19 protein-coding genes and 1 other RNA gene are annotated in these 20,722 nt (G+C 42.8%); 12 read left to right on the forward strand and 8 right to left on the reverse strand.

The window, feature by feature from the left end; genetic code table 11:
• Nucleotides 1-19 precede the first annotated feature (19 nt).
• A complete protein-coding gene (ribH, locus tag I595_RS09935) occupies nucleotides 20-502 on the reverse strand; it encodes a 6,7-dimethyl-8-ribityllumazine synthase (RefSeq protein WP_054559271.1) in 483 nt (160 codons plus the stop codon).
• A 6-nt stretch (nucleotides 503-508) separates the two neighbouring features.
• Nucleotides 509-1,267 carry a tetratricopeptide repeat protein gene (locus I595_RS09940; protein ID WP_054559272.1) on the reverse strand — a complete coding sequence of 253 codons (759 nt, stop codon included), beginning with the start codon at nucleotides 1,265-1,267 and terminating at the stop codon, nucleotides 509-511.
• Nucleotides 1,268-1,380: 113 nt separating this feature from the next.
• Here I595_RS09940 and recF point away from each other — a divergent pair, with 113 nt between their 5' ends.
• Genes recF through I595_RS09955 form a run of 3 tightly spaced genes read left to right on the forward strand, consistent with a single transcriptional unit; the run spans nucleotide 1,381 to nucleotide 3,195 of the window.
• Nucleotides 1,381-2,460 carry a DNA replication/repair protein RecF gene (gene recF / locus I595_RS09945; RefSeq protein ID WP_054559273.1) on the forward strand — a complete coding sequence of 360 codons (1,080 nt, stop codon included), beginning with the start codon at nucleotides 1,381-1,383 and terminating at the stop codon, nucleotides 2,458-2,460.
• A gap of 4 nt (nucleotides 2,461-2,464) precedes the next feature.
• Nucleotides 2,465-2,899, forward strand: a complete 435-nt coding sequence (locus I595_RS09950) for a hypothetical protein (protein ID WP_172675933.1) — start codon at nucleotides 2,465-2,467, stop codon at nucleotides 2,897-2,899.
• Nucleotides 2,899-3,195 carry a DciA family protein gene (locus I595_RS09955; RefSeq protein WP_054559275.1) on the forward strand — a complete coding sequence of 99 codons (297 nt, stop codon included), beginning with the start codon at nucleotides 2,899-2,901 and terminating at the stop codon, nucleotides 3,193-3,195. The genes I595_RS09950 and I595_RS09955 overlap by 1 nt, the downstream gene beginning before the upstream one ends.
• A 50-nt stretch (nucleotides 3,196-3,245) precedes the next feature.
• On the opposite strand, the gene I595_RS09960 is transcribed toward I595_RS09955, so the two are convergent.
• Nucleotides 3,246-3,665 (reverse strand): nucleoside-diphosphate kinase, encoded by a 420-nt coding sequence (locus tag I595_RS09960; RefSeq protein WP_054559276.1) that lies wholly within the window; start codon nucleotides 3,663-3,665, stop codon nucleotides 3,246-3,248.
• A gap of 48 nt (nucleotides 3,666-3,713) precedes the next feature.
• On the reverse strand, nucleotides 3,714-4,757 hold the full coding sequence (locus tag I595_RS09965) for an alkaline phosphatase D family protein (RefSeq protein WP_054559277.1): 1,044 nt from the start codon (nucleotides 4,755-4,757) through the stop codon (nucleotides 3,714-3,716).
• Nucleotides 4,758-4,832: 75 nt separating this feature from the next.
• Between I595_RS09965 and I595_RS09970 the strand changes: the two genes are divergently transcribed.
• The 6 genes from I595_RS09970 to I595_RS09995 all read left to right on the forward strand — a co-directional run bounded on the left by I595_RS09970 (nucleotide 4,833) and on the right by I595_RS09995 (nucleotide 13,104).
• On the forward strand, nucleotides 4,833-5,849 hold the full coding sequence (locus I595_RS09970; RefSeq protein WP_054559278.1) for a DHH family phosphoesterase: 1,017 nt from the start codon (nucleotides 4,833-4,835) through the stop codon (nucleotides 5,847-5,849).
• A complete protein-coding gene (gene gldI / locus I595_RS09975) occupies nucleotides 5,840-6,397 on the forward strand; it encodes a gliding motility-associated peptidyl-prolyl isomerase GldI (RefSeq protein WP_054559279.1) in 558 nt (185 codons plus the stop codon). The genes I595_RS09970 and gldI overlap by 10 nt, the downstream gene beginning before the upstream one ends.
• A 13-nt stretch (nucleotides 6,398-6,410) precedes the next feature.
• Complete coding sequence (locus tag I595_RS09980; RefSeq protein WP_054559280.1) at nucleotides 6,411-7,523, forward strand: peptidylprolyl isomerase; 1,113 nt, start codon at nucleotides 6,411-6,413, stop codon at nucleotides 7,521-7,523.
• A gap of 109 nt (nucleotides 7,524-7,632) precedes the next feature.
• Entirely contained in the window at nucleotides 7,633-8,709 is a 1,077-nt protein-coding gene (locus tag I595_RS09985; protein ID WP_083467564.1) for a DUF3810 domain-containing protein, read from the forward strand.
• Nucleotides 8,710-8,777: 68 nt separating this feature from the next.
• Nucleotides 8,778-11,717, forward strand: coding sequence for an amidohydrolase family protein (locus I595_RS09990; RefSeq protein ID WP_054559281.1), 2,940 nt, complete (start codon nucleotides 8,778-8,780; stop codon nucleotides 11,715-11,717).
• Nucleotides 11,718-11,841: 124 nt separating this feature from the next.
• On the forward strand, nucleotides 11,842-13,104 hold the full coding sequence (locus I595_RS09995; protein WP_054559449.1) for an amidohydrolase family protein: 1,263 nt from the start codon (nucleotides 11,842-11,844) through the stop codon (nucleotides 13,102-13,104).
• Nucleotides 13,105-13,180: 76 nt separating this feature from the next.
• Here I595_RS09995 and rny read toward each other — a convergent pair whose 3' ends face one another.
• The 4 genes from rny to I595_RS10010 form a co-directional block, all read right to left on the reverse strand.
• The gene (gene rny / locus I595_RS10000; RefSeq protein ID WP_054559282.1) at nucleotides 13,181-14,752 is read right to left on the reverse strand and encodes a ribonuclease Y; all 1,572 of its coding nucleotides are present in this window, start codon (nucleotides 14,750-14,752) and stop codon (nucleotides 13,181-13,183) included.
• 51 nt (nucleotides 14,753-14,803) lie between these two features.
• Nucleotides 14,804-14,914, reverse strand: a non-coding RNA gene (gene ssrS, locus I595_RS17150) — 6S RNA.
• Between the two features lie 50 nt (nucleotides 14,915-14,964).
• Complete coding sequence (locus I595_RS10005) at nucleotides 14,965-15,261, reverse strand: cell division protein ZapA (RefSeq protein ID WP_054559283.1); 297 nt, start codon at nucleotides 15,259-15,261, stop codon at nucleotides 14,965-14,967.
• Between the two features lie 16 nt (nucleotides 15,262-15,277).
• Complete coding sequence (locus I595_RS10010; protein WP_054559284.1) at nucleotides 15,278-15,568, reverse strand: hypothetical protein; 291 nt, start codon at nucleotides 15,566-15,568, stop codon at nucleotides 15,278-15,280.
• A gap of 280 nt (nucleotides 15,569-15,848) precedes the next feature.
• On the opposite strand from I595_RS10010, the gene I595_RS10015 reads away from it, so the two are divergent.
• From I595_RS10015 to I595_RS10025, 3 genes are read left to right on the forward strand one after another with little or no spacing between them, the layout of a single operon-like run.
• Entirely contained in the window at nucleotides 15,849-17,540 is a 1,692-nt protein-coding gene (locus I595_RS10015) for a M23 family metallopeptidase (protein WP_054559450.1), read from the forward strand.
• Between the two features lie 4 nt (nucleotides 17,541-17,544).
• Nucleotides 17,545-20,013, forward strand: coding sequence for a TonB-dependent receptor (locus I595_RS10020; protein WP_054559285.1), 2,469 nt, complete (start codon nucleotides 17,545-17,547; stop codon nucleotides 20,011-20,013).
• Entirely contained in the window at nucleotides 20,010-20,672 is a 663-nt protein-coding gene (locus tag I595_RS10025; RefSeq protein WP_054559286.1) for a hypothetical protein, read from the forward strand. Before I595_RS10020 ends, I595_RS10025 begins: the two co-directional genes overlap by 4 nt.
• The last annotated feature ends 50 nt before the right edge of the window (nucleotides 20,673-20,722 follow it).

Genomic DNA, 20,722 nt, shown 5'->3' on the forward strand with positions numbered 1-20,722 from the left:
CCACTCCCAACGGTTATGGTCAGCTGCCCAATACCGCCATTTTTATAGCGGCAATAGCAGCTTCTGTGCCCTTATTGCCATGCTTACCACCACTTCTGTCCTTGGCTTGTTGCAAGGTATCGTCCGTTAGGACACAAAAAATAACGGGCACATCATAGGCAAGATTTACATCTTTAATACCTTGGGCGGTGGCTCCGCAGACATAGTCAAAATGACTGGTTTCCCCACGAATCACGCTCCCAATGGCAATTACGGCGTCTACCTTTTCTGTTTCGATGAGCTTTTTACTGCCAAAGACCAATTCAAAACTACCTGGCACGTTGTAACGTATAATGTTTTTATCGATGGCTCCGCAATCCACTAGTGCTTCTTTGGCGCCATGGAACAAAGGTTCCGTTATATTGGAATTCCATTCGGACACTACAATACCAAAACGCAATTTTTCGGCGTTGGGCACGCTATTGCCATCGTAAGCGGAAAGGTTTTTAGTTACAGTTGCCATTTAGGGTTATTTCACCATTCCCAGCAAGGCCTCGATATTATTGGCCTCTTTGGAATCTTTAAATTCGTCCTGGATTCGTTCAAAATACGTGGCGGCCCTATCGGCATAGCCCAATTCCATGGCTATTATTCCAGCTTTGTACAAAAATCTAGGCGTCGTAAATCCATTGGTATCATGCGCAATGGCCTTTTCATAATAATCCAAAGCGTCTTCTTTTTGGTCCAGTTGTGAAAAGGCATCACCAATTCCACCTTTGGCCAAAGCGCCCAAGACGGCATCATCAGAGTTAAAGTCCTCCAAATATTCAATGGCCTCTTTATAGTTCTGTAAATTTAAAAATGACATGCCCGCAGAATAGGTTGCCAAATTTGCGGCTTTGGTTGCGGGGTATTCCTCAATGATGTCCAAAAAGCCAAATTTACCCTCGGCACCAGAAAGGGCCAGATTCAACAGGGAATCCTTGGCGGCTCCCTCTGCCATGGCCTGTTCAAAATATTGTTGGGGATAGTATAATTCGTTCGCGGCACTGGCTTCCTTTGGTTTCTGCACATATTGGTTGTAGGCCAAATAGCCTAAAACCCCAATAGCTACCAATCCTATAAGGCCCAAAATATAATTTTGGTTTTTGGTGAACCATTGCTCCGTCTTGGAGGCGCCCTCATCCAAAGAACTAAAAACCTCAGCCGTGGTGCTGTTTTGTTCGTCCAATTCTATTTCCTCTGCCTTGTTCTTAGGTTTGTAGCCCCGCTTTTTATATGTAGCCATGCTCTATTTAATTAATCGCGCAAAAATAAAGTTTTTATCCAAAACCGAAAGGTAAATTATTCGTTATTTTTGGATTCTTTGAAGTTAAGAATCCCATTGGTTTTCAACCGCTTATGTTTTTAAAACGCTTATCTCTAGTTAATTATAAGAATTTTGACGCCCAGACATTTGAACTGGACCCGGTCATTAACTGTTTGGTGGGGTCCAATGGTGTTGGAAAGACCAATGTGCTTGATGCCATTTACCACCTTGCCTTTGGTAAAAGTTATTTTAACCCCGTAACCACACAAAACATTAGACATGGAGAAGACTTTTTTGTGGTGGAAGGCGAGTTTTCTAAGAAAGAGCGGACAGAAAAAATCCTATGCAGTTTTAAAAAAGGGAGCAAAAAAATCATAAAAAGAAACGGAAAGGCCTACGATAAATTTGCAGAACATATTGGTTTTTTGCCCCTGGTTATTATCTCCCCTGCCGATAGAGACCTAATTATTGAAGGCAGCGATACAAGGCGCAAATTTGTGGATGGTGTCATATCACAGTCGGACAAGGTCTACCTAGACCATCTCCTACGCTACAACAAGGTATTGACCCAACGGAACTCACTCTTAAAATACTTTGCCGCCAACAGGACCTTTGACCAAACCACTTTGGGAATCTACAATGAACAATTGGCAGAATTGGGAACCCTTATTTTTAAAAAACGACAGGAATTTTTGGAAAGTTTCATCCCTATCTTTAAGGCACAATATCAAAAAATAGCAGAAAAAGAGGAAGGCGTAGCCCTAGCCTACCAAAGCAAACTTTTGGAAACAGGTCTGGATACCCTTTTGGAACAAGCCATTGATAAAGATCGGGCATTGCAGTATACCAGTGTTGGCATACATAAAGATGATCTGGACTTTACCATTAACGACTATCCCATTAAAAAATTTGGGAGTCAAGGACAACAAAAGTCGTTTCTTATTGCCCTAAAATTAGCGCAGTTTTATTTTATTAAACAACAGGCAAAGACAACACCCATTTTATTGTTGGACGATATTTTTGACAAACTGGATGAAAATAGGGTGGCAAGCATCGTTGCTTTGGTGGACCACGATAATTTTGGCCAGTTGTTTATTTCTGATACGCATGCAGACCGAACAGAAAAAGTGGTCAAAAGCATCAACCAGAGTTATAAAATTTTTAATTTGTAAGATGATGAAGATGTTCTACTTTAAAATCTCGGTACTATGCGGTTTCACCTTATGCCTAATTGGCTGTACCCAAAAAGTCAGTTCTGGGGATATTGAAAAACTGAACGGGTATTGGGAAATTTCCCAAGTAGAGTTCCCCAATGGGCAAACCAAAGAATACAAGGTAAACCCAACGGTAGATTTTATAAAGGTGGAGGAACTCAAAGGTTTCAAAAAAAAAGTGTATCCTAAATTTGACGGGAGCTACCAAACTTCCAATGATGCAGAGCCCTTTACCATCGTTGAAAAGGAAGGCGCATACAATCTGTCCTACAGCAAAGAGCTTATCCAATGGGAAGAACGCATTACAACCATTACGGATGACACCTACAGCATCGTTAACCAAGATAACATTAAATACACCTACAAAAGATATGAACCCATAAATATCACCCCATAATGGCCAAAAGATACAATGAGTATTTAAATATGGGCGATGCCCTTAAGGCATTTATCAAGGAAAACAAGCTACAGCACGGTATTGACAAAGTAGATGTTAGGGAGGCTTGGGCTAACCTTATGGGCAACGGGGTCAATAACTACACCACCGAGGTAAGCTTAAAAAACGAAACATTGTACGTGTCCTTATCGTCATCCGTACTTAGGCAAGAGCTGAGCATGGGTAAAAGCAAAATCATTAAAATGCTCAATGATGAACTGGGCAAGGAACTGGTAAAAAAATTGGTATTACGCTAAAAAAAGGCCACTTTAACAACTGGCCTTTTTTTTATAAGGTGACAAATTGCTTAAAAGATTTCCCTGCCAGAAAAGTGAAAGGCACCTTCTATTGCGGCATTTTCATCACTATCAGAGCCGTGTACGGCATTCTCCCCAATACTTTCCGCAAATAATTTACGAATGGTCCCCTCCGCAGCCTCCGCTGGGTTGGTGGCCCCAATCAATGCCCTAAAATCCTCCACTGCGTTTTCCTTTTCTAAAATGGCCGCAACAATGGGCCCACGGGTCATAAAGCTCACCAATTCACCAAAGAAAGGCCTTTCTGAGTGTATGGCGTAAAAAGCTTCCGCATCGCGTTTGCTCAGCTGGGTATATTTCATGGCGACGATTCTAAATCCTGCGCCTGTTATTTTTTCCAAAATGGCACCAATATGACCGTTTTCTACGGCATCTGGCTTTATCATGGTAAACGTTCTATTTCCTGTCATTTCTTAAAATTTGCGCAAAAGTACCATTTTTAACGCTTTGAACAAATGTTAATAGGCTTGTTTTAGCTCCTGCAAGACCTTGCCCCCATCACCCATGATTCTAAAGCGTACCGTTTTGGTATCCGTATCCAAGGTAATATGACCGTAATTATTTTGCGCTACCACCTCACCGATACGGTATGGATTTTCCTCTCCGCTAAACCCCGTGTAAGCATGCGTAAGGCCACTAGCTGTAAAATCTATCAGAGGATAGGGCAAGCCGGGCACGGTAGCCCTGGAAAATTCAGAGATATGACGGTCACCAGATAAGATCATTACCCCTTTGGCACCGGAGGCGACAATCACTTTCTTTAGGCGATCCACCTCGTGCGGGTGATTGGCCCATTTTTCCCAACCGTGCAAATCCGATAAAAATTGGATACTACTAACGATTAAATTAAAATCCGCTTTAGAAGTGTTAAGTTCATTTTCCAACCATTTCCATTGTGTTTCCCCTAGCAGGGTTCCATCCCCGTAGGTATTGGGTCTATATCGCCTGCCTTCGCGCTTGTCCGGTGTTATTGCCGTGCGGAAATACCTTGTATCCAAATTAATGATTTTAAGGGTACCGCCAGGTTTTGTCAATACCTGACTGGAATACACCCCTTCCCTTAGCCTTCTAGCATCGTCCTTGGGAACTTCCAGAAAATTTAAAAAGGCATTCTGGCTCCCTTTCTTTGATGGAAACTCCACCCCCGCATCATTGGCTCCGTAATCATGGTCGTCCCAAGTACCCGTTACCATCACCTGCTCCTTTAGGGCAGCGTACCCGGGCACCTGGTGCTGTGCCTTATAAAAATCCTCAATTTCTGAAACGTCATCAGTATCCGCGTACACATTATCCCCTCCCCAGATAAAAACATCTGGGCGAGCTTGCAAAATATCATCCCAGAAAACATTCTCCATACCCGGTTTATTGCAGGAGCCAAATGCGATGGAGAAATCTGGGCGGTGTTTGGTGGAATCTGGAGAATCCCCCAGATGTACCCCTTGTTTGGATTTACAGCCATACATCAAAAAACCAAGTAAAAAAATATGAATAAGATGTTTCATGATACCTTGTTTTAAACACTCAAAAATAGCATATCCAAAATAAAGCCTGTCCGATATTATCGTATATTTGCCCGCATGAATTTAAGAGATGCGCAGCAGCTTTCCTCACTATTGGCACAACCCCGGTCAATCGTTATCATTCCACACAAAAATCCGGATGGTGACGCTATAGGTTCCACACTGGGCCTCTCACATTTTCTCAACGGAAGAGGCCATAACACAACGGTCATAGTTCCCAACGAATTTCCAAAGTTTTTAAAATGGGTTCCGGGCAGTGCCGCAGTTCTTAATTTTGAGCGGCAGAACCAACAGGCCATAAAAGCAATTGCCGAGGCAAGCCTAATTTTTACCTTGGACTTTAATGACTTTTCTAGAACCGGGCAGATGGAAACTATTCTTACAGAGACCAAAGCAGACTTTGTAATGATAGACCACCACCAAGAACCGGGCAACTATGCAAAAATCACATACTCTGATGTAAGTATGAGTTCTACCTGTGAAATGGTATATCACCTCATACAAGCCTTGGACGGCCATGAAGAAATCACCAAAGATATCGCTACTTGCCTATATTTGGGCATCATGACGGATACGGGTTCCTTTAAATACCGATCTACTACCAGTACTACGCATAGGGTGGCGGCAGACTTAATTGACAAGGGGGCGGAAAATATGCAGATTCACCAGAACGTATATGATAACAGCTCACCCTCAAGACTCCGTTTATTAGGGGTGGCCTTAAACAATCTGGTTATTTTAGAAGAGTATTGCACCGCATACATGACCATGAGCCAAGAGGAACTGGACCAACATAATTTCCAAAAAGGGGATACAGAAGGTTTTGTGAACTATGGACTCACCTTGGAAAATATTAATTTGGCCGTCATATTTATTGAAAATAAGGAAGAGCAAATCATCAAGATTTCGTTTAGATCTATTGGAGACTTCTCGGTGAATAAATTTGCAAGGGCCCATTTCAATGGTGGGGGCCATGACAATGCAGCGGGTGGCCGCAGCCTTACCTCCCTCCAAGCAACCACGGAAAAATTTATGACCCTGTTAAAAGACTATAAATCGCAATTATGTTATTGAATAAAATAGTCTTCCTGAGCATGATACTTTTAGCTTTGGGCGCATGCAAAGAACCTGCCCCAAGAAAACCGGTTCAAAAAAAATCAGGCCATGTGAACCAAGCTTCCATCTCCCGGAACAAAAAACTGATTGCCGCGGAAGAGGCACGGATTACGGAGCTGATCGCTGCGGACACCCTAAACACGTATACGGCTAGCGCAACGGGTTTTTGGTACTACAAGGATAAGGTAAACGGCAATAGCGATTATTACCCAAAAACCAACGATGAAGTCTTGCTCCAATACCATGTCCTAAGCTTGGAAGGTGACACCATTTACAAAAAACAGGATATTGGCCTTGTACAACATGCGGTGGACAAATCCCAGTTGTTCCCTGGTTTGCGCAACGCAGTCAAACTTTTAAAGGAGGGTGAAAGCGGTATTTTCCTTTTTCCTTCGGCACAAGCCTATGGCTTTACGGGAGACAATAAAAAAATAGCGCCAACCACCCCTATTTGTACCAACTTGGAAATTTTGAAGATTATAAAACATAACGATAGCTTAAATTAAAAATTGAATACAAATGACAAAACACTTATTTTCATATGTAACCATAGTCCTGGTGCTTGCTTTATCTAGTTGTAAATCAGGTAAAAATCCAGATTTGGCAGATGGATTGTATGCAGACATCCAAACCAACAAGGGCGATATTGTGGTAAAACTGCACCAAGAAGCTGTTCCCCTGACCGTTGCAAATTTTGTCTCACTGGCAGAAGGCAACAGTCCTTTTGTGAGCAATGAGTTCAAGGATAAGAAATATTATGACGGCCTAACCTTTCATCGTGTGATGAAGGACTTTATGATTCAAGGCGGTGATCCGTTGGCCAGCGGGACCGGTGGCCCTGGTTACACCTTTAAGGATGAATTTGTGGATTCCCTGAAGCATTCCAAAAAAGGGATTCTTTCCATGGCCAATCCAGGGCCTGATTCCAATGGGAGCCAATTTTTTATCACACATAAACCCACCCCGTGGTTAGATGGTAGACATTCCGTATTTGGTGAAGTGGTAAAAGGTATTGACGTGGTGGATAGTATCGCCAATGTAAAAACCCTTCCGGGCGATAAGCCAGAAATTCCGGTAACCATGAATACCATTGACATTATCCGTAAAGGGAAAGAGGCCAGAAAGTTTGATGCCGTACAAATCATGTCAGACTATTTTGAGGTAGCGGAAAAGGAAGCGGCAGCCTTCAACCAAATGAAGGCCGATTTAATGGCCGAGTTTAAAGCACAGGAAGCTACTGCCGAACAAACAGACTCCGGACTCCGAATGGTGACCCTAAAGGAAGGTAACGGAGAGCAACCTAAGGTGGGACAGATGGTCTTGGTGAGTTACGCAGGCTACCTGATGCAGAACGGGGATTTGTTTGATAGCAGCGATGCAGAACTATCAAAAAAGTTCAAAAAATATAACCCTAGGAGAGACCAAGCAGGCCAGTACGGCCCCACGCCCATGAAATATAGCCCAGATGCCCAATTGGCGGCCGGCTTTAGGGAAGGCTTGTTAACCATGAAGGTTGGTGACAAAAAACGCCTCTTTATACCCTCATACCTTGGGTATGGTGATAATGACTACGGCCCCATCCCTGGTGGCTCCACACTGGTGTTCGATGTTGAGATTACAGGAGTCCAGTAGTTCCTTAAAAAGTATAAAAAGACTGCGTTTAGGCAGTCTTTTTTGTTTGCAGTACCTTGTATCTAGTATTCGTTAGAACCGTAGTATTCATTCTTAGGCGCTATGTAACGTGAAAAAAAACCTCAAGACTTTTGCAGCATTCTCCATACTTCCACAAATTTTATTGGTAAAGTGGTGGGGCAATTATCCAGATTTGGTAGAAAAATACTATTCAGAGGGTTTATACCCCGTACTTTCTAAATTTTTGAGGACTTTATTTGGGTGGATTCCCTTTTCCGTGGGCGATATTTTTTATACTATTTTGGTACTGAGCCTATTGAGGTATTTATGGGTCAGGGGAAAACTATTGTTTCTAAAACCAAGGGAAACCCTGCAACATGTGGGCATCACCCTATCAATTGCCTACTTTATCTTTCATCTTTTCTGGGGGATGAATTATTATCGACTACCCATAAATGAGAAACTCGGTTTTAAAACTGAGTATACTAAGGAAGAATTAGTCAATTTTACTTTGAACACTGTTAAGGAGCTTAATTACTTGCAAGTTATACTCACACAAGATAGCACTGTTCCGGTAAGAATTCCTTACAACATAAACGAAATTTACAAGAAAACCTTTGATGGTTACCGCAACGCTGCCACAATATTTGAAAACCTGAAATATACTAAACCTAGCCTAAAAGCTTCCATCTATTCCACTCCACTGACTTATATGGGGTACGGCGGCTATCTAAATCCGTTTACCAACGAGGCGCAGGTCAATACCATAGTACCTAAACTAAGATTGCCGTCCATAAGTGCGCACGAAATTGGACATCAAATAGGGTATTCATCAGAAAGTGCTACTAACTTCATAGGTTTGTTAGTTACCTACGGTAGTAACGATAATTACTTTAAGTATGCCTCGCTTTTCCATGTGCTAGGTTATTGTCTATCAGACTTAAAAAAGATAGATGATGAGCTGCACTCAATCATCTACAATAAACTTAATAGCGGTGTAAAAATAAACTATCAAGAAATTGCAGTTTTCTGGAAACAGTACCAAAATCCCATGGAACCTGTTTTTAAATGGATTTTTGATGCTTTTTTAAAGTCCAATAACCAAAATCAAGGAATAGAAAGTTATAACGCTGTAGTAGGTTTATTAGTAAATTTTTACAAGGATTATTGGATTCATGTAAAGTAAGAACCCCTTTGTTGCACAGCTAAACCTGTTCCGTTACCTTTAGTGCAACGAACTCAAAACTCAATTAAATGAAACTGCAACTGCTATCGCTGGCACTCCTCTGGTGCGGTGCAACGCTATTTTCCCAAGATTACTTTCCTGAAAATGATGGCGTAAAATCAAAAAACAACAATTACACGGCTTTTACCAACGCCACTATCCATGTAAGTCTGGCGCAGGTCATATCCAACGGAACCCTACTAATTCAGAATGGTAAGGTGGTCCAAGTGGGTAAATCGGTCAACCTGCCAAAAAACACCGTAGTACAAGATTTATCGGGGAAAAGCATTTACCCCTCCTTTATAGATACTTTTTCCGATTTTGGAATTGAAAAGCCCAAACGGCAAGGGGGAGGACGCTCCCCACAGTATGAGGCCACGCGTGAGGGTTTCTACTGGAACGACCATATTATGCCAGAAACTGAAGGTATAGCCCATTTTAAATTTGATGATAAAAAAGCCGAAGCCTTGCGCAAATCTGGTTTTGGTGTGGTCAATACCCACTTGCAGGATGGTATTGCCCGTGGTACAGGCGTTATGGTAGCCCTTAACAGCATGGCCACTGATGGGGAACGAATTTTGGAAGATCAATCCGCACAATACTTTTCATTTTCCAAAAGTGTGGTAAAAAAACAGAGTTATCCTACCTCACTCATGGGCGCCACGGCCCTACTTCGCCAGTTGTACCATGATGTGGACTGGTATGCCAAAGGAAACGTAACTACAAAAGACCGCGCTATTGAGGCATTATTGGCCAATCAAAAACTACCACAACTTTTTGCCGCCGGCGGAAATGGGAACGTGCTAAGGGCAGCCAAAATTGGAAAGCAATTTGGTATTCCATATACGATTATGGGCGGTGGCGATGAATACCAACACCTAGAAGCCTTAAAACAAGCCAACGCCACTTTGGTAATCCCGGTAAACTTTCCCAAAGCCTTTGATGTGTCTGACCCCTACGCGGCCAATTATGTGAATTTAAAGGATATGCGCCATTGGAACCTAGCCCCTAACAATCCAAAGTTGCTGGAAGCCAATGGGATTGATTTTTCCTTTACCCTACATGGACTGGCATCACCCAATAATTTTATGGAAATGCTCCAAAAATCCTTGGATTATGGACTTTCCAAAAAAACCGCCTTGGCAGCTTTGACCACGGTACCGGCGGCCATTTTGGGAAAAGAAACCATGGTTGGGACCTTGGAAACGGGCAAACAGGCCAATTTTTTAATCACCTCTGGCGATATCTTTGAAAAAGGTACCACGCTCTTCGAAAACTGGGTGCAGGGACGCGCTTACGTCATCAATGACAAAGATCAAAAAGACCTACGTGGAGACTACACGCTTACGGCAGATGGCACCTACGCCATGTCCATCACCGGGGAGGCAACAAATCCGAAACTTGAAATTAAAAAAGATAGCACCACATTAACCTCTAAAATTGCCTATAAGGGAGATTGGCTCAATTTTTCGTTTAAGGATAAGTCTGGCAAAATGTACCGGATGAATGCCAAGGTAGCCATGGATAGTGATAACCTTACGGGAAAACTGGTACTTCCGGACGGCAGCGCAAGCAACTTTAAGGCTATGAGAACCGCCTCCTTTACAGAGAAGCAGAAGACCGCGGAAAAAACAAAAAAAACACCCGAGTTGGTGCCCATGACCTATCCAAACATAGGCTATGGATATGCAAAAAAACCAAAACAAGAACGTTTGCTCTTTAAAAATGCCACGGTCTGGACCGGGGAAGCTATTTTGGAAAATACGGATGTTTTGGTACGGGACGGTAAAATCCATAAAATTGGTAAAGACCTTACATCTTCTGGCGCCAGGGAAATTAACGCCACGGGCAAGCATCTAACTGCAGGCATTATTGATGAACATTCCCATATTGGGGCGCTTGCCATTAATGAGGCCGGACATAACTCTACTGCAGAGGTTAAGATGGCAGATGTGGTGGACCCCAATGATATAGATCTCTACCGTAATTTAGCGGGTGGCGTCACTACCATTCAATTATTACACGGTTCTGCCAATCCTATTGGAGGACGGTCTGCCATACTCCGCTTAAAATGGGGAGAAAGTGCCGAAGGACTTTTATTTCCCAACATGCCAAAATTTATAAAATTTGCGCTGGGAGAAAATGTAAAACAGAGCAACTGGCAAAGCTACTCGCGTTTTCCGCAGACTAGAATGGGGGTAGAACAGGTGTTTGTGAACTACTTTCAACGGGCCAAGGAATATGATAACATAAAAAAATCCGGGCAACCCTTTCGCTATGATGAAGAGTTGGAGGTCTTGGCAGAAATCCTAAATGGAGAACGTTTTATCAGTTGTCATTCTTATGTACAAAGTGAAATCAATATGCTGATGAAGGTAGCAGAGAATTTTGGTTTTAAGGTGAATACCTTTACCCATATTTTGGAAGGCTATAAAGTAGCCGATAAAATGGCAGAACATGGGGTGGGCGGTTCCACTTTTAGCGATTGGTGGGCCTACAAGTACGAAGTAAAGGATGCCATTCCCTATAACGCTGCCATCATGGCAAGCCAAGGGGTCACGGTTGCCATTAATAGTGATGATGCAGAAATGTCCAGACGCCTTAACCAAGAGGCAGGCAAAACCATTAAGTATGGGGGAATGTCAGAGATTGAAGCTTGGAAAACGGTAACGCTCAACCCTGCAAAACTGTTGCACATAGATGATAGGGTAGGCAGTATTGAGGTGGGTAAAGATGCAGATCTGGCCCTGTGGTCAGATTATCCCATGTCCATTTATGCCAAATCAGAAATGACACTTATTGAGGGAGCGGTATATTTTGATATGGAAAAGGATCAAGCACAGCGTAAAAAAATAGAGGAGGAACGCAACAAGCTCATTACCATGATGCTCAATGAAAAAGCCGGCGGAGCCAAAACACAAGGGCCCAGACAGAGCAAAAAACAACGGTTTGTTTGTGAAACCCTATAATACAAAAACAATGATACCATTTACATATCCTAAAAAATCTAATAACATGAAAGCCGATTTTTTAAACAACCTTAACCGAGGGCACTCCCCCAGACTACTTAAAAGAGTGTTTGGCAGCATTTGCATGCTTTGGATAGCGGTTGCCATTGGACAGCAAACACCGGCACCTGCCCAAGTGCAACCCATTACCATTGAGGGGGCTACCGCACATTTGGGCAATGGGAAAATTATAGAGAATTCCTTGATCATGTTTGCCGATGGAAAATTGACTTTTGTTGGCGACGCCAAAATGAAAATTGCCAGAACCGGAAAAGTAATTGATGCCAAGGGGCAACACGTATACCCTGGCTTAATTGCACCCGCAAAACCCTTGGGACTGGTTGAGATTGATGCGGTACGGGCAACGGACGATCAGGATGAAATTGGAGGCATTCTACCCCACATACGCAGCCTTATTGCCTATAACGCAGAATCACAGGTGGTAGAGAGCATGAGACCCAATGGAGTGCTTTTGGCACAGATTACCCCGCAGGGAGGGCGTATCTCAGGGACCTCATCCATTGTGCAGTTTGATGCTTGGAACTGGGAAGACGCCGCCGTTAAAACGGATGATGGTATCCACCTAAACTGGCCCAATACCTTTCGTAGGGGAAGATGGTGGCTAGGGGAGCCCAGAGGTTTCCAACCTAATAAGGATTATCAAAAGGACGTTAAAGAGGTGGCCACGTTTATGGCAAATGCCAAAGCGTATGATAACGATACCGCGAAAGAAGTAAATTTGGCATACGCTGCCATGCAAGGGCTATTTTCCGGAGCGCAGAAATTATACATTTACGCCCATGGAGAAAAGGAAATCATAGACGCTATTACCCAGGCAAAGGCGGCCGGAGTGGCGAAAATTGTTTTGGTGGGTGGTTACCAAGCCCATAAAGTGGCCAGTTTTTTAAAGGAACACAACATTCCTGTTTTGGTGCGCTATTCCCATACGCTTCCATTTTTTGAGGATGATGACTATGATTTTACCTATAAACTGCCCAAATTATTATCCGAGGCAGGGCTATTGGTAGCGCTACAAAATACAGACGATTCCAACTTTGCCACAAGAAACCTACCTTTCTATGCCGGCCATGTTGCGGCCCAAGGCTTGGACAAAGAAAAGGCCTTGGAATTGATTACGGGCAATACAGCCAAAATATTAGGGATTGATGATACCTACGGAACCCTTGAAGTGGGCAAAAGTGCCACCCTATTTATCTCTAAGGGCGATGCTTTGGATATGGTGGGCAACCAGTTGAGCAAAGCCTTTATAGACGGTCGTGACATCTCATTGGAAACGCACCAGACCACACTTTATAAAAGATACATGGGCAAATACGACGGGAAATAGGCAGCCCATTAGCAACCACAAAAAATCCCGTCCAAGATATGGAACGGGATTTTTTGTCTTTACTATTAGGGAATATCTATTTTGCTACGTTCACCGCCCTAGTTTCCCGTATAACCGTAACCTTTACCTGCCCCGGATAGGTCATATCTGTTTGTATTTTCTGGGAAATTTCAAATGATAGTTCAGCTGCCTTATCGTCATTCACCTTTTCACTTTCTACGATTACACGTAATTCCCGGCCAGCTTGGATGGCATATGCCTTTTGGACACCGTTAAATCCAAATGCCACGTCTTCCAGATCTTTTAGACGTTGGATGTAAGAGTCCAAAACCTGCCTTCTTGCGCCAGGCCTAGCTCCACTAATGGCATCACAGACCTGTACAATGGGTGAAATCAGGGTGGTCATCTCAATTTCATCATGGTGGGCTCCAATAGCGTTACAAACCTCTTTTTTCTCTCCAAATTTCTCTGCCCACTGCATGCCAAGTATCGCATGTGGGGTCTCTACCTCCACCTCTGTATTTGGAACCTTACCTATATCATGCAATAAACCTGCACGTTTGGCAATTTTAGGGTTTAGGCCCAGTTCTGCCGCCATCACTCCACAAAGTTTGGCCACCTCCCTGGAATGCTGCAATAAATTCTGTCCATACGAGGATCGGTATTTCATCCTACCTACCGCCTTTATTAATTCTGGATGTAAGCCATGGATGCCTAAATCTATTACGGTACGTTTTCCAATCTCTACAATTTCCTCATTGATCTGCTTTTCCGTCTTCTTAACAATTTCCTCAATTCTGGCCGGATGTATTCTACCATCCGTTACCAACCGGTGCAAGGACAATCTGGCGACCTCCCTTCTAACAGAATCAAAACAAGATAAAATAATAGCCTCTGGAGTATCATCAACAATAATTTCCACTCCGGTTGCCGCTTCTATGGCCCTAATATTTCTTCCTTCCCTACCAATGATTCTTCCCTTGACGTCATCCGACTCCAAATTGAACACGGAGACACAATTCTCCACCGCTTCTTCCGTACCAATGCGCTGTATGGTGTTGATGACAATTTTACGGGCCTCCTGTTGGGCAGTGAGTTTGGCTTCTTCCAATGTGGTCTGCAAATAGGCCATGGCATCGGTCTTGGCGGTATCCTTTAGGGATTCCAATAGCTGGCTCTTAGCATCTTCCGCAGATAAACCAGAAATCACCTCCAATTGTTGTACTTGGCTTTTGTGGAGCTTTTCTACTTCAGCCTGTTTTTTTCCCAGTATTTCGCTCTTATAATCAAGCTCCTTTAACTGCTTCTGCAATTCATCGTTAAGGCGCTTGTTCTTGGATAGTTCACCACTTATTTGGGATTCTTTGTCTCGGGTTCTTTTTTCGGCCTCGGCAATTTTCTTATCCTTGCCAATAATCACTTTTTCATGCTCTGCTTTTAGTTCCAAGAACTTCTCCTTTGCTTGTAAGATCTTATCTTTCTTAATATTCTCCCCTTCTTTTTGGGCCTCTTTGATAATAGTGCCCGCTTCACGTTTGGCACCAGAGATTATCTTTGAGGCCTTTCCCTTTTCAAGCATTTTTGCAATCACAAAACCTAAGGCCAACCCTACGATTGCAGCTATAATAATGATAATGGTATTATCCATGAAATTGAATGTTTAGTTAAAAAAAAAGCCCACACGGTTGAAGTTTTGTACAAACTCCTAAATAACAGGTTTAGGGCTAACAAGCTGCTCAATAATCCCTATACGAGTAGGGCCCGCTTTCACAACTTAAACTCACCCTTTTTAAATGTAATAACGTTGAGTTTGTCAAAAAATAAATACCAATGTGGGCAGTAAATTTTATTTTAAAGAACTTATTCCGATGTCAGTTTGGTGCGCAATAGTTCGTCCAGATGTTGCAGACGTTCTTGGGCATCCTTTACGTTTTCAGATTCATTTATTCCACTTTGCTCAATTTTGGAGGCAAACTGTAGGGCACACATGGCCAATACATCCTGTTTATCTCGAACGGCATAGTTTTGCTCAAATTTTTTGGCCAAATTATCGATGTTTTTAGCCGCTTTTCTTAAACCTTCCTCCTGTTTGGGGTCTATCGTCAATGGATATACCCGATCAGCTATGGAAAGCTTTATTTTGAGCTTTTCTTGCATACTACACTGTGCAACACTACTCTGCCAACTGGGCAATACAACTGTCCAGTTCGCGGATTAGCGTATTTATTTTGAGCTTTGCTTCTTTTTTATCTTGGTTACTGCCAAGCATTGTACTAGCCATTTTTAAGGAATTGTACTTCTCCTGCCAAACCTCTATGGACCCTTGCGCGAGTTCACTCTTGGAAGTTGCCTCTTTTAACGCTTCTTCCAGTTGTTGGTTGGATCGTTGCAACACCTCTAACTTGTGCAAAAGCTTACTTATCTTGTTTTCTAACGAATCTACAATATCAATAAGTTCGCCCATGCTCGCTTTACAATACTTACTAAACAAAGTTAACTAACCTGCATCAACCTACCAATAGTTTTACGTATTTATCATCACAACAAAATTGGGATGCGACAGGCTTGCCCATATTATAATGGGGCAAACGCTGTTTTTTGCGCGGTAGCCTTTTCCTAAATTGGTAAAGCATATGGAGAAAAATACTCCTTACTGGCAATGGGAATGGTTACAAAACCAAGCTGCAATGGTTTTTACCCTTGGCCACTAATTGCTACTTTCGTACAACATTACAAAAGAACATATGCGATCATCCATAGTCATAGGAATTTGTTTAATATCCACCTTCATTTTTTCGCAAGGGAAATATCCGCAAGATGCCTTTATCCCCCCGGTTGATATTCCGGTAATTTTGGCAGGAACGTTTGGTGAACTGCGTTCCAATCATTTTCACTCCGGTATTGATATTAAGACCCAAAGAAGGGAAGGGCTAAAAATATATAGCATTGCAGATGGAACGGTAACCAGGATTAAAGTATCCCTTTGGGGTTTTGGAAAAGCCTTGTACGTGGCGCATCCCAATGGTTACACCTCCGTTTATGCCCATTTGCAGAAATTTAACCCGGAAATAGAGGCATTCATCAAAGCAGAACAGTACCGTAAAAAATCGTATGAAGTAGAAGTATTCCCCGATTATGGGGAGTTTAAGGTGAAGCAGGGAGAGGTTATTGCCTACTCCGGAAATACGGGTGGGTCTTCTGGGCCCCATCTACATTTTGAGATTAGAAATAGCATCACGGAAAAGCCTACAAACCCCTTATTGTATGGCTATGAGGTGAGGGACGCCACGGACCCCACATTATTGGGGCTTTACGGCTATGCCCTTGAAAATGGAACCCATATCAACCAAAATCAGGACAAGGTACAATTGAACTTTACCAAACAGGCAGATGGTAGTTTTTTGGCAGATAAGGTCACTGCACTGGGTATGATAGGTTTTGGGTTTCACGGTTTTGATCGGCAGGATATGGCGGCCAATAAAAACGGGGTGTATTCCGTAAAACAGTTGGTAAACGGAAAGGTTACTGCTGAACATGATTTTGAAACCTTTTCCTTTGGGGAAACTAGGTACATCAATACCTTGATCGATTACGAACATTTTGGAAAATACAGGCAACGTATTCATAAATGCTTTAAGGACGATGCCAACAAACTTTCCATTTACAAAAACCTCTTTTTGGATGGGAAAATTTTGGTCCAAGAGGGCCTTACCTACCAAGTGACCATCCTTATTGCGGACTTCAAGGGAAATACCACAAAAGTGATGATTCCAGTAGAAGGTAAAAAAAGCAATAAGACCTTAACACCTCCCCTTAAAACAACAGACCATTTTATCAAGGCGAGCAAGCCCATAAGTTTTGATTTGGGAGGTGCCAAAGTGTACTTTCCTGCCAGTACGTTTTATGACGATTTCTTTATCGATTTAAAAAAAGGAGCGGATACCGTGCAGATTCACACCCCTATTGTTCCTGCGCACCGTAACTTTACCATCACTTTTGACGTTTCTAAATACAGCAAAAAGGAAAGAAAGCAGCTGTTCATTGCCAGGATTGCCAAAAAAGGGAGATTAAGCTATAATAGAACCTATAAAAGGGAAAATACGTTTAGTACCAGAACTAAGACCTTGGGCACTTACACATTGGCAAAGGATACTATAGCCCCAAAAATTCAGCCTAAAAACTTTAAACCCAAGGAATGGCTAAGCAATTATAAGTACCTCAGTCTTAAAATCATGGACGATTTAAGTGGTATTAACACCATAGACGCCTATTTAAACGGCGAATGGATTCTGATGGAATACGAACCAAAAACCAATACCATCACCTATAATTTTGATGATAGGATTACCAATAAGACCAAATGTGAACTAAAAGTGGTGGTCACCGATAATGTGGGTAATTCTGCTACCTTTGAGGATACCTTCTTTAGAAAATAATGTTTTGACAGCCCCAAAAACCTATTTAACCTGGTTTTTACTCATTGCCTCGAATTTGGCGCTTGCGCAGACAGCAACCCTTTTTGGCGTGGTATTGGATGAACAAAACCAACCTCTGCCCAATGTGAACATACGTGGCGCAAATGCTACGGCAACAACTACTCAAGGTGGCGGCTATGAACTAACAATAACGGCAGACACCAAAAACACCATTACATTTTCCCATGTTGGTCATGAGGCCGTGGTGCTTAAAGATTTAATCTTAAAAACCAACGAAACCCTTGAGTTTAACCCCGTTATGCAGGTGAGGACGTATCAGATCGCAGAGGTGGAGGTTACCCCAACGGGAGAACGCAAGCTAGATGGTGTTTTAACCGTTGCGCCAGAAGTGGTGCGCAACATCCCAGGGGCAAATGCAGGGGTTGAAAATATTTTAAAGCTATTACCAGGGGTTTCCTTTAACAACGAACTCAGTACACAATACAATGTCCGTGGCGGTAATTTTGATGAAAACTTAGTATACGTAAACGGAATAGAAATCTACAGGCCATTTCTTATCCGTTCTGCGCAACAAGAAGGTTTTAGCTTCATCAATAGCAATATGATTTCCAATCTGGAATTTTCAGCGGGTGGCTTTCAGGCCAAGTATGGGGACAAACTCTCGTCCGTACTTGACATTACCTATAAGATTCCATCAGATTTCTCTTTGGATTTGGATGCCAGTTTACTGGGAATCAGCACCACCCTAGAATCCCTTTCTGCCAATAAGAGGTGGTCTAGCCTCACCGGGGTAAGATATAGGAACAATGCCCTCTTTATCAATAGCCTTGAGACGCAGACCAATGTTAATCCCACCTTTGTGGATGCGCAGACTTTTCTCACTTTTGCCGTCTCTGAAAAATTGAAACTGAATTTTTTGGCCCACCTCGCCATAAACGACTATGAAAACGAACCCTTAAACAGACAAACCAATTTTGGTACGGTTAACGAGCCAAGGGCACTTTTGGTCTTTTACGAAGGAAGGGAGAACAATAGATACCAAACAGAAATGGCCGCCCTGCAACTGGATTATTTGCCCACAAATGATGTTAAAGTTGATTTTACGGCCTCTGTGTACCACGCTACGGAAGAAGAGTTTTCCGATATCATTGCCGCATATGAGCTGGGTACCGTGGAAACCAACTTAGAAAGCGAGAATCTTGGTCAAGTAACGCAATCCAGGGGAATAGGTGCCCAACAAAACAGGGCAAGAAACCAATTGGACGCCCTAATCATAAACCTTACCCACCATGGCATCCTAAAAAAAGGGGAGAAAACACTCAATTGGGGACTTTCCTATACCAATGAGGATTTTAGGGACCAATTGAGGGAATCGGAATTTTTAGACTCTGCAGGTTTTTTTGTTAGGCCGCCAAATCTAAACCTCCCCAACAACCAACCAGAGGAACCCTTTGATGCGCCCATTCTGGCGTTTGATCAGGTACAGGCCACCAACTTTACCCAAACCAACCGGGTTTCGGCCTACATGCAAATGGACAACCGCTTTGTCTTGGGCAATACCAATGTCTATTACAACCTCGGCCTAAGGTCACAGGTGTGGCATTTAAGCGGTCGTGGGTTTCAAAGCAACACCCAATTCCTGATCAGCCCTAGGGCACAGTTGGCCCTAAAGCCCAACTGGCAAAAGGATGTGCTTTTTAGGCTTGCCATTGGCAGCTATCAACAACCAGCCCTGTACCGGGAACTCAGAACACTAAACGGCAACATTAACCCAGAAGTGGAAGCCCAAAAATCAGTTCACGTTGTTTTGGGGAACGAGTATAGCTTTAACCTCTGGGAGCGCCCATTTTTGCTCACTAGCGAGCTTTACTACAAAGGGCTTACCCAAGTAAATCCCTACACCATTGAAGATGTCAGAATCCGCTACCTTGCCAATAATTTGGCCAATGCCTTTGCCTATGGGTTTGATTTTAGGTTGAACGGTGCATTGGTTCCCGGATCGGAATCTTGGTTAAGTATTGGCTACCTAAGAACGGAAGAAAACCAAAATAACAGAGGCTTTATTTCCAGACCTACGGACAGTAGATTAAAACTGGGCCTATTGTTTCAGGACTATATGCCCACCATACCAGATTTAAAACTATACCTTAACTTGGTTTACAATACTGGCGTGCCAGGAGGCTCCCCAAATAATGAGGACCCCTATGATTTTCAGAACAGATTAAGGGATTACCAAAGGGCAGATTTAGGAATTTCCTATACTTTTGCCAAGGCGACCAAGAGGTTTGGGGAAGAACATTGGTTAAGAAGGGCAAAAGCATTGGATATTGGCTTTGAAATTTTTAATCTGTTCAACAACCAAAATTCCATCACCAACACCTGGGTGCGGGACGTGGATACCCAGCAACAGTTTGCGGTGCCCAACTTTTTGACCTCCAGAATTTTTAACATTAAACTACACATGCAATTTTGAAAGCAACGCAATTTTTTTTAGTCCTCCTTAGTTTTGTTCTTACGGGCACCGCTAGCTACGGGCAAAAAAATATTTATGAAAGCAGAAGGTTTGATGAGTTAACAGCAGACCACCAAGTATTGGCCATAGTGCCGTTTTTAACCCAGCTGAACCTTAAAGAGAAAATCTCCACAGAGGACAATAGACAACTGGCAGAACGAGAGGGCTATGCGGTACAGGACGCCTTGGAAGGTTATTTTTCCAGACGTAAGAAAAAGAAGCGATTCAACGTAGCGTTCCAAAACACCAAAAATACCAACGCCATTCTGGCCCAAAACAACATCACCTATGCCAATATTGATGTGTTTACCACCAAACAGCTCGCTGCTATTTTGGGGGTGGATGGGATTATAAGTGGCAGCATAGACCTAAACATTCTTCTGTCCAAAGGCGTCTCTACGGAATTTAGTTTTTTTGATTATTTCAACGAGGATAGTGACTATGGCCGTATCGGCATCAAAATAAGTGACGGCCCCACCGGTAAACTCCTTTGGCGCTATGAAAAAGAAATCAACAAAAAAACGGGTAAAAACACTTCTGAGCTTATTGACCGCATGATGAAACTTGCGGCAAAAAAATTCCCATACGACAAGGAAAGAAAGCGCAAAAAGAAAAAATAAGAAAAGCTTTTAGGTCAATACGATGTAACCCGGCCACACAATTCCAATCA

The sequence above is a fragment of the Croceitalea dokdonensis DOKDO 023 genome (genome assembly GCF_001306415.1).
GTDB lineage: Bacteria > Bacteroidota > Bacteroidia > Flavobacteriales > Flavobacteriaceae > Croceitalea > Croceitalea dokdonensis.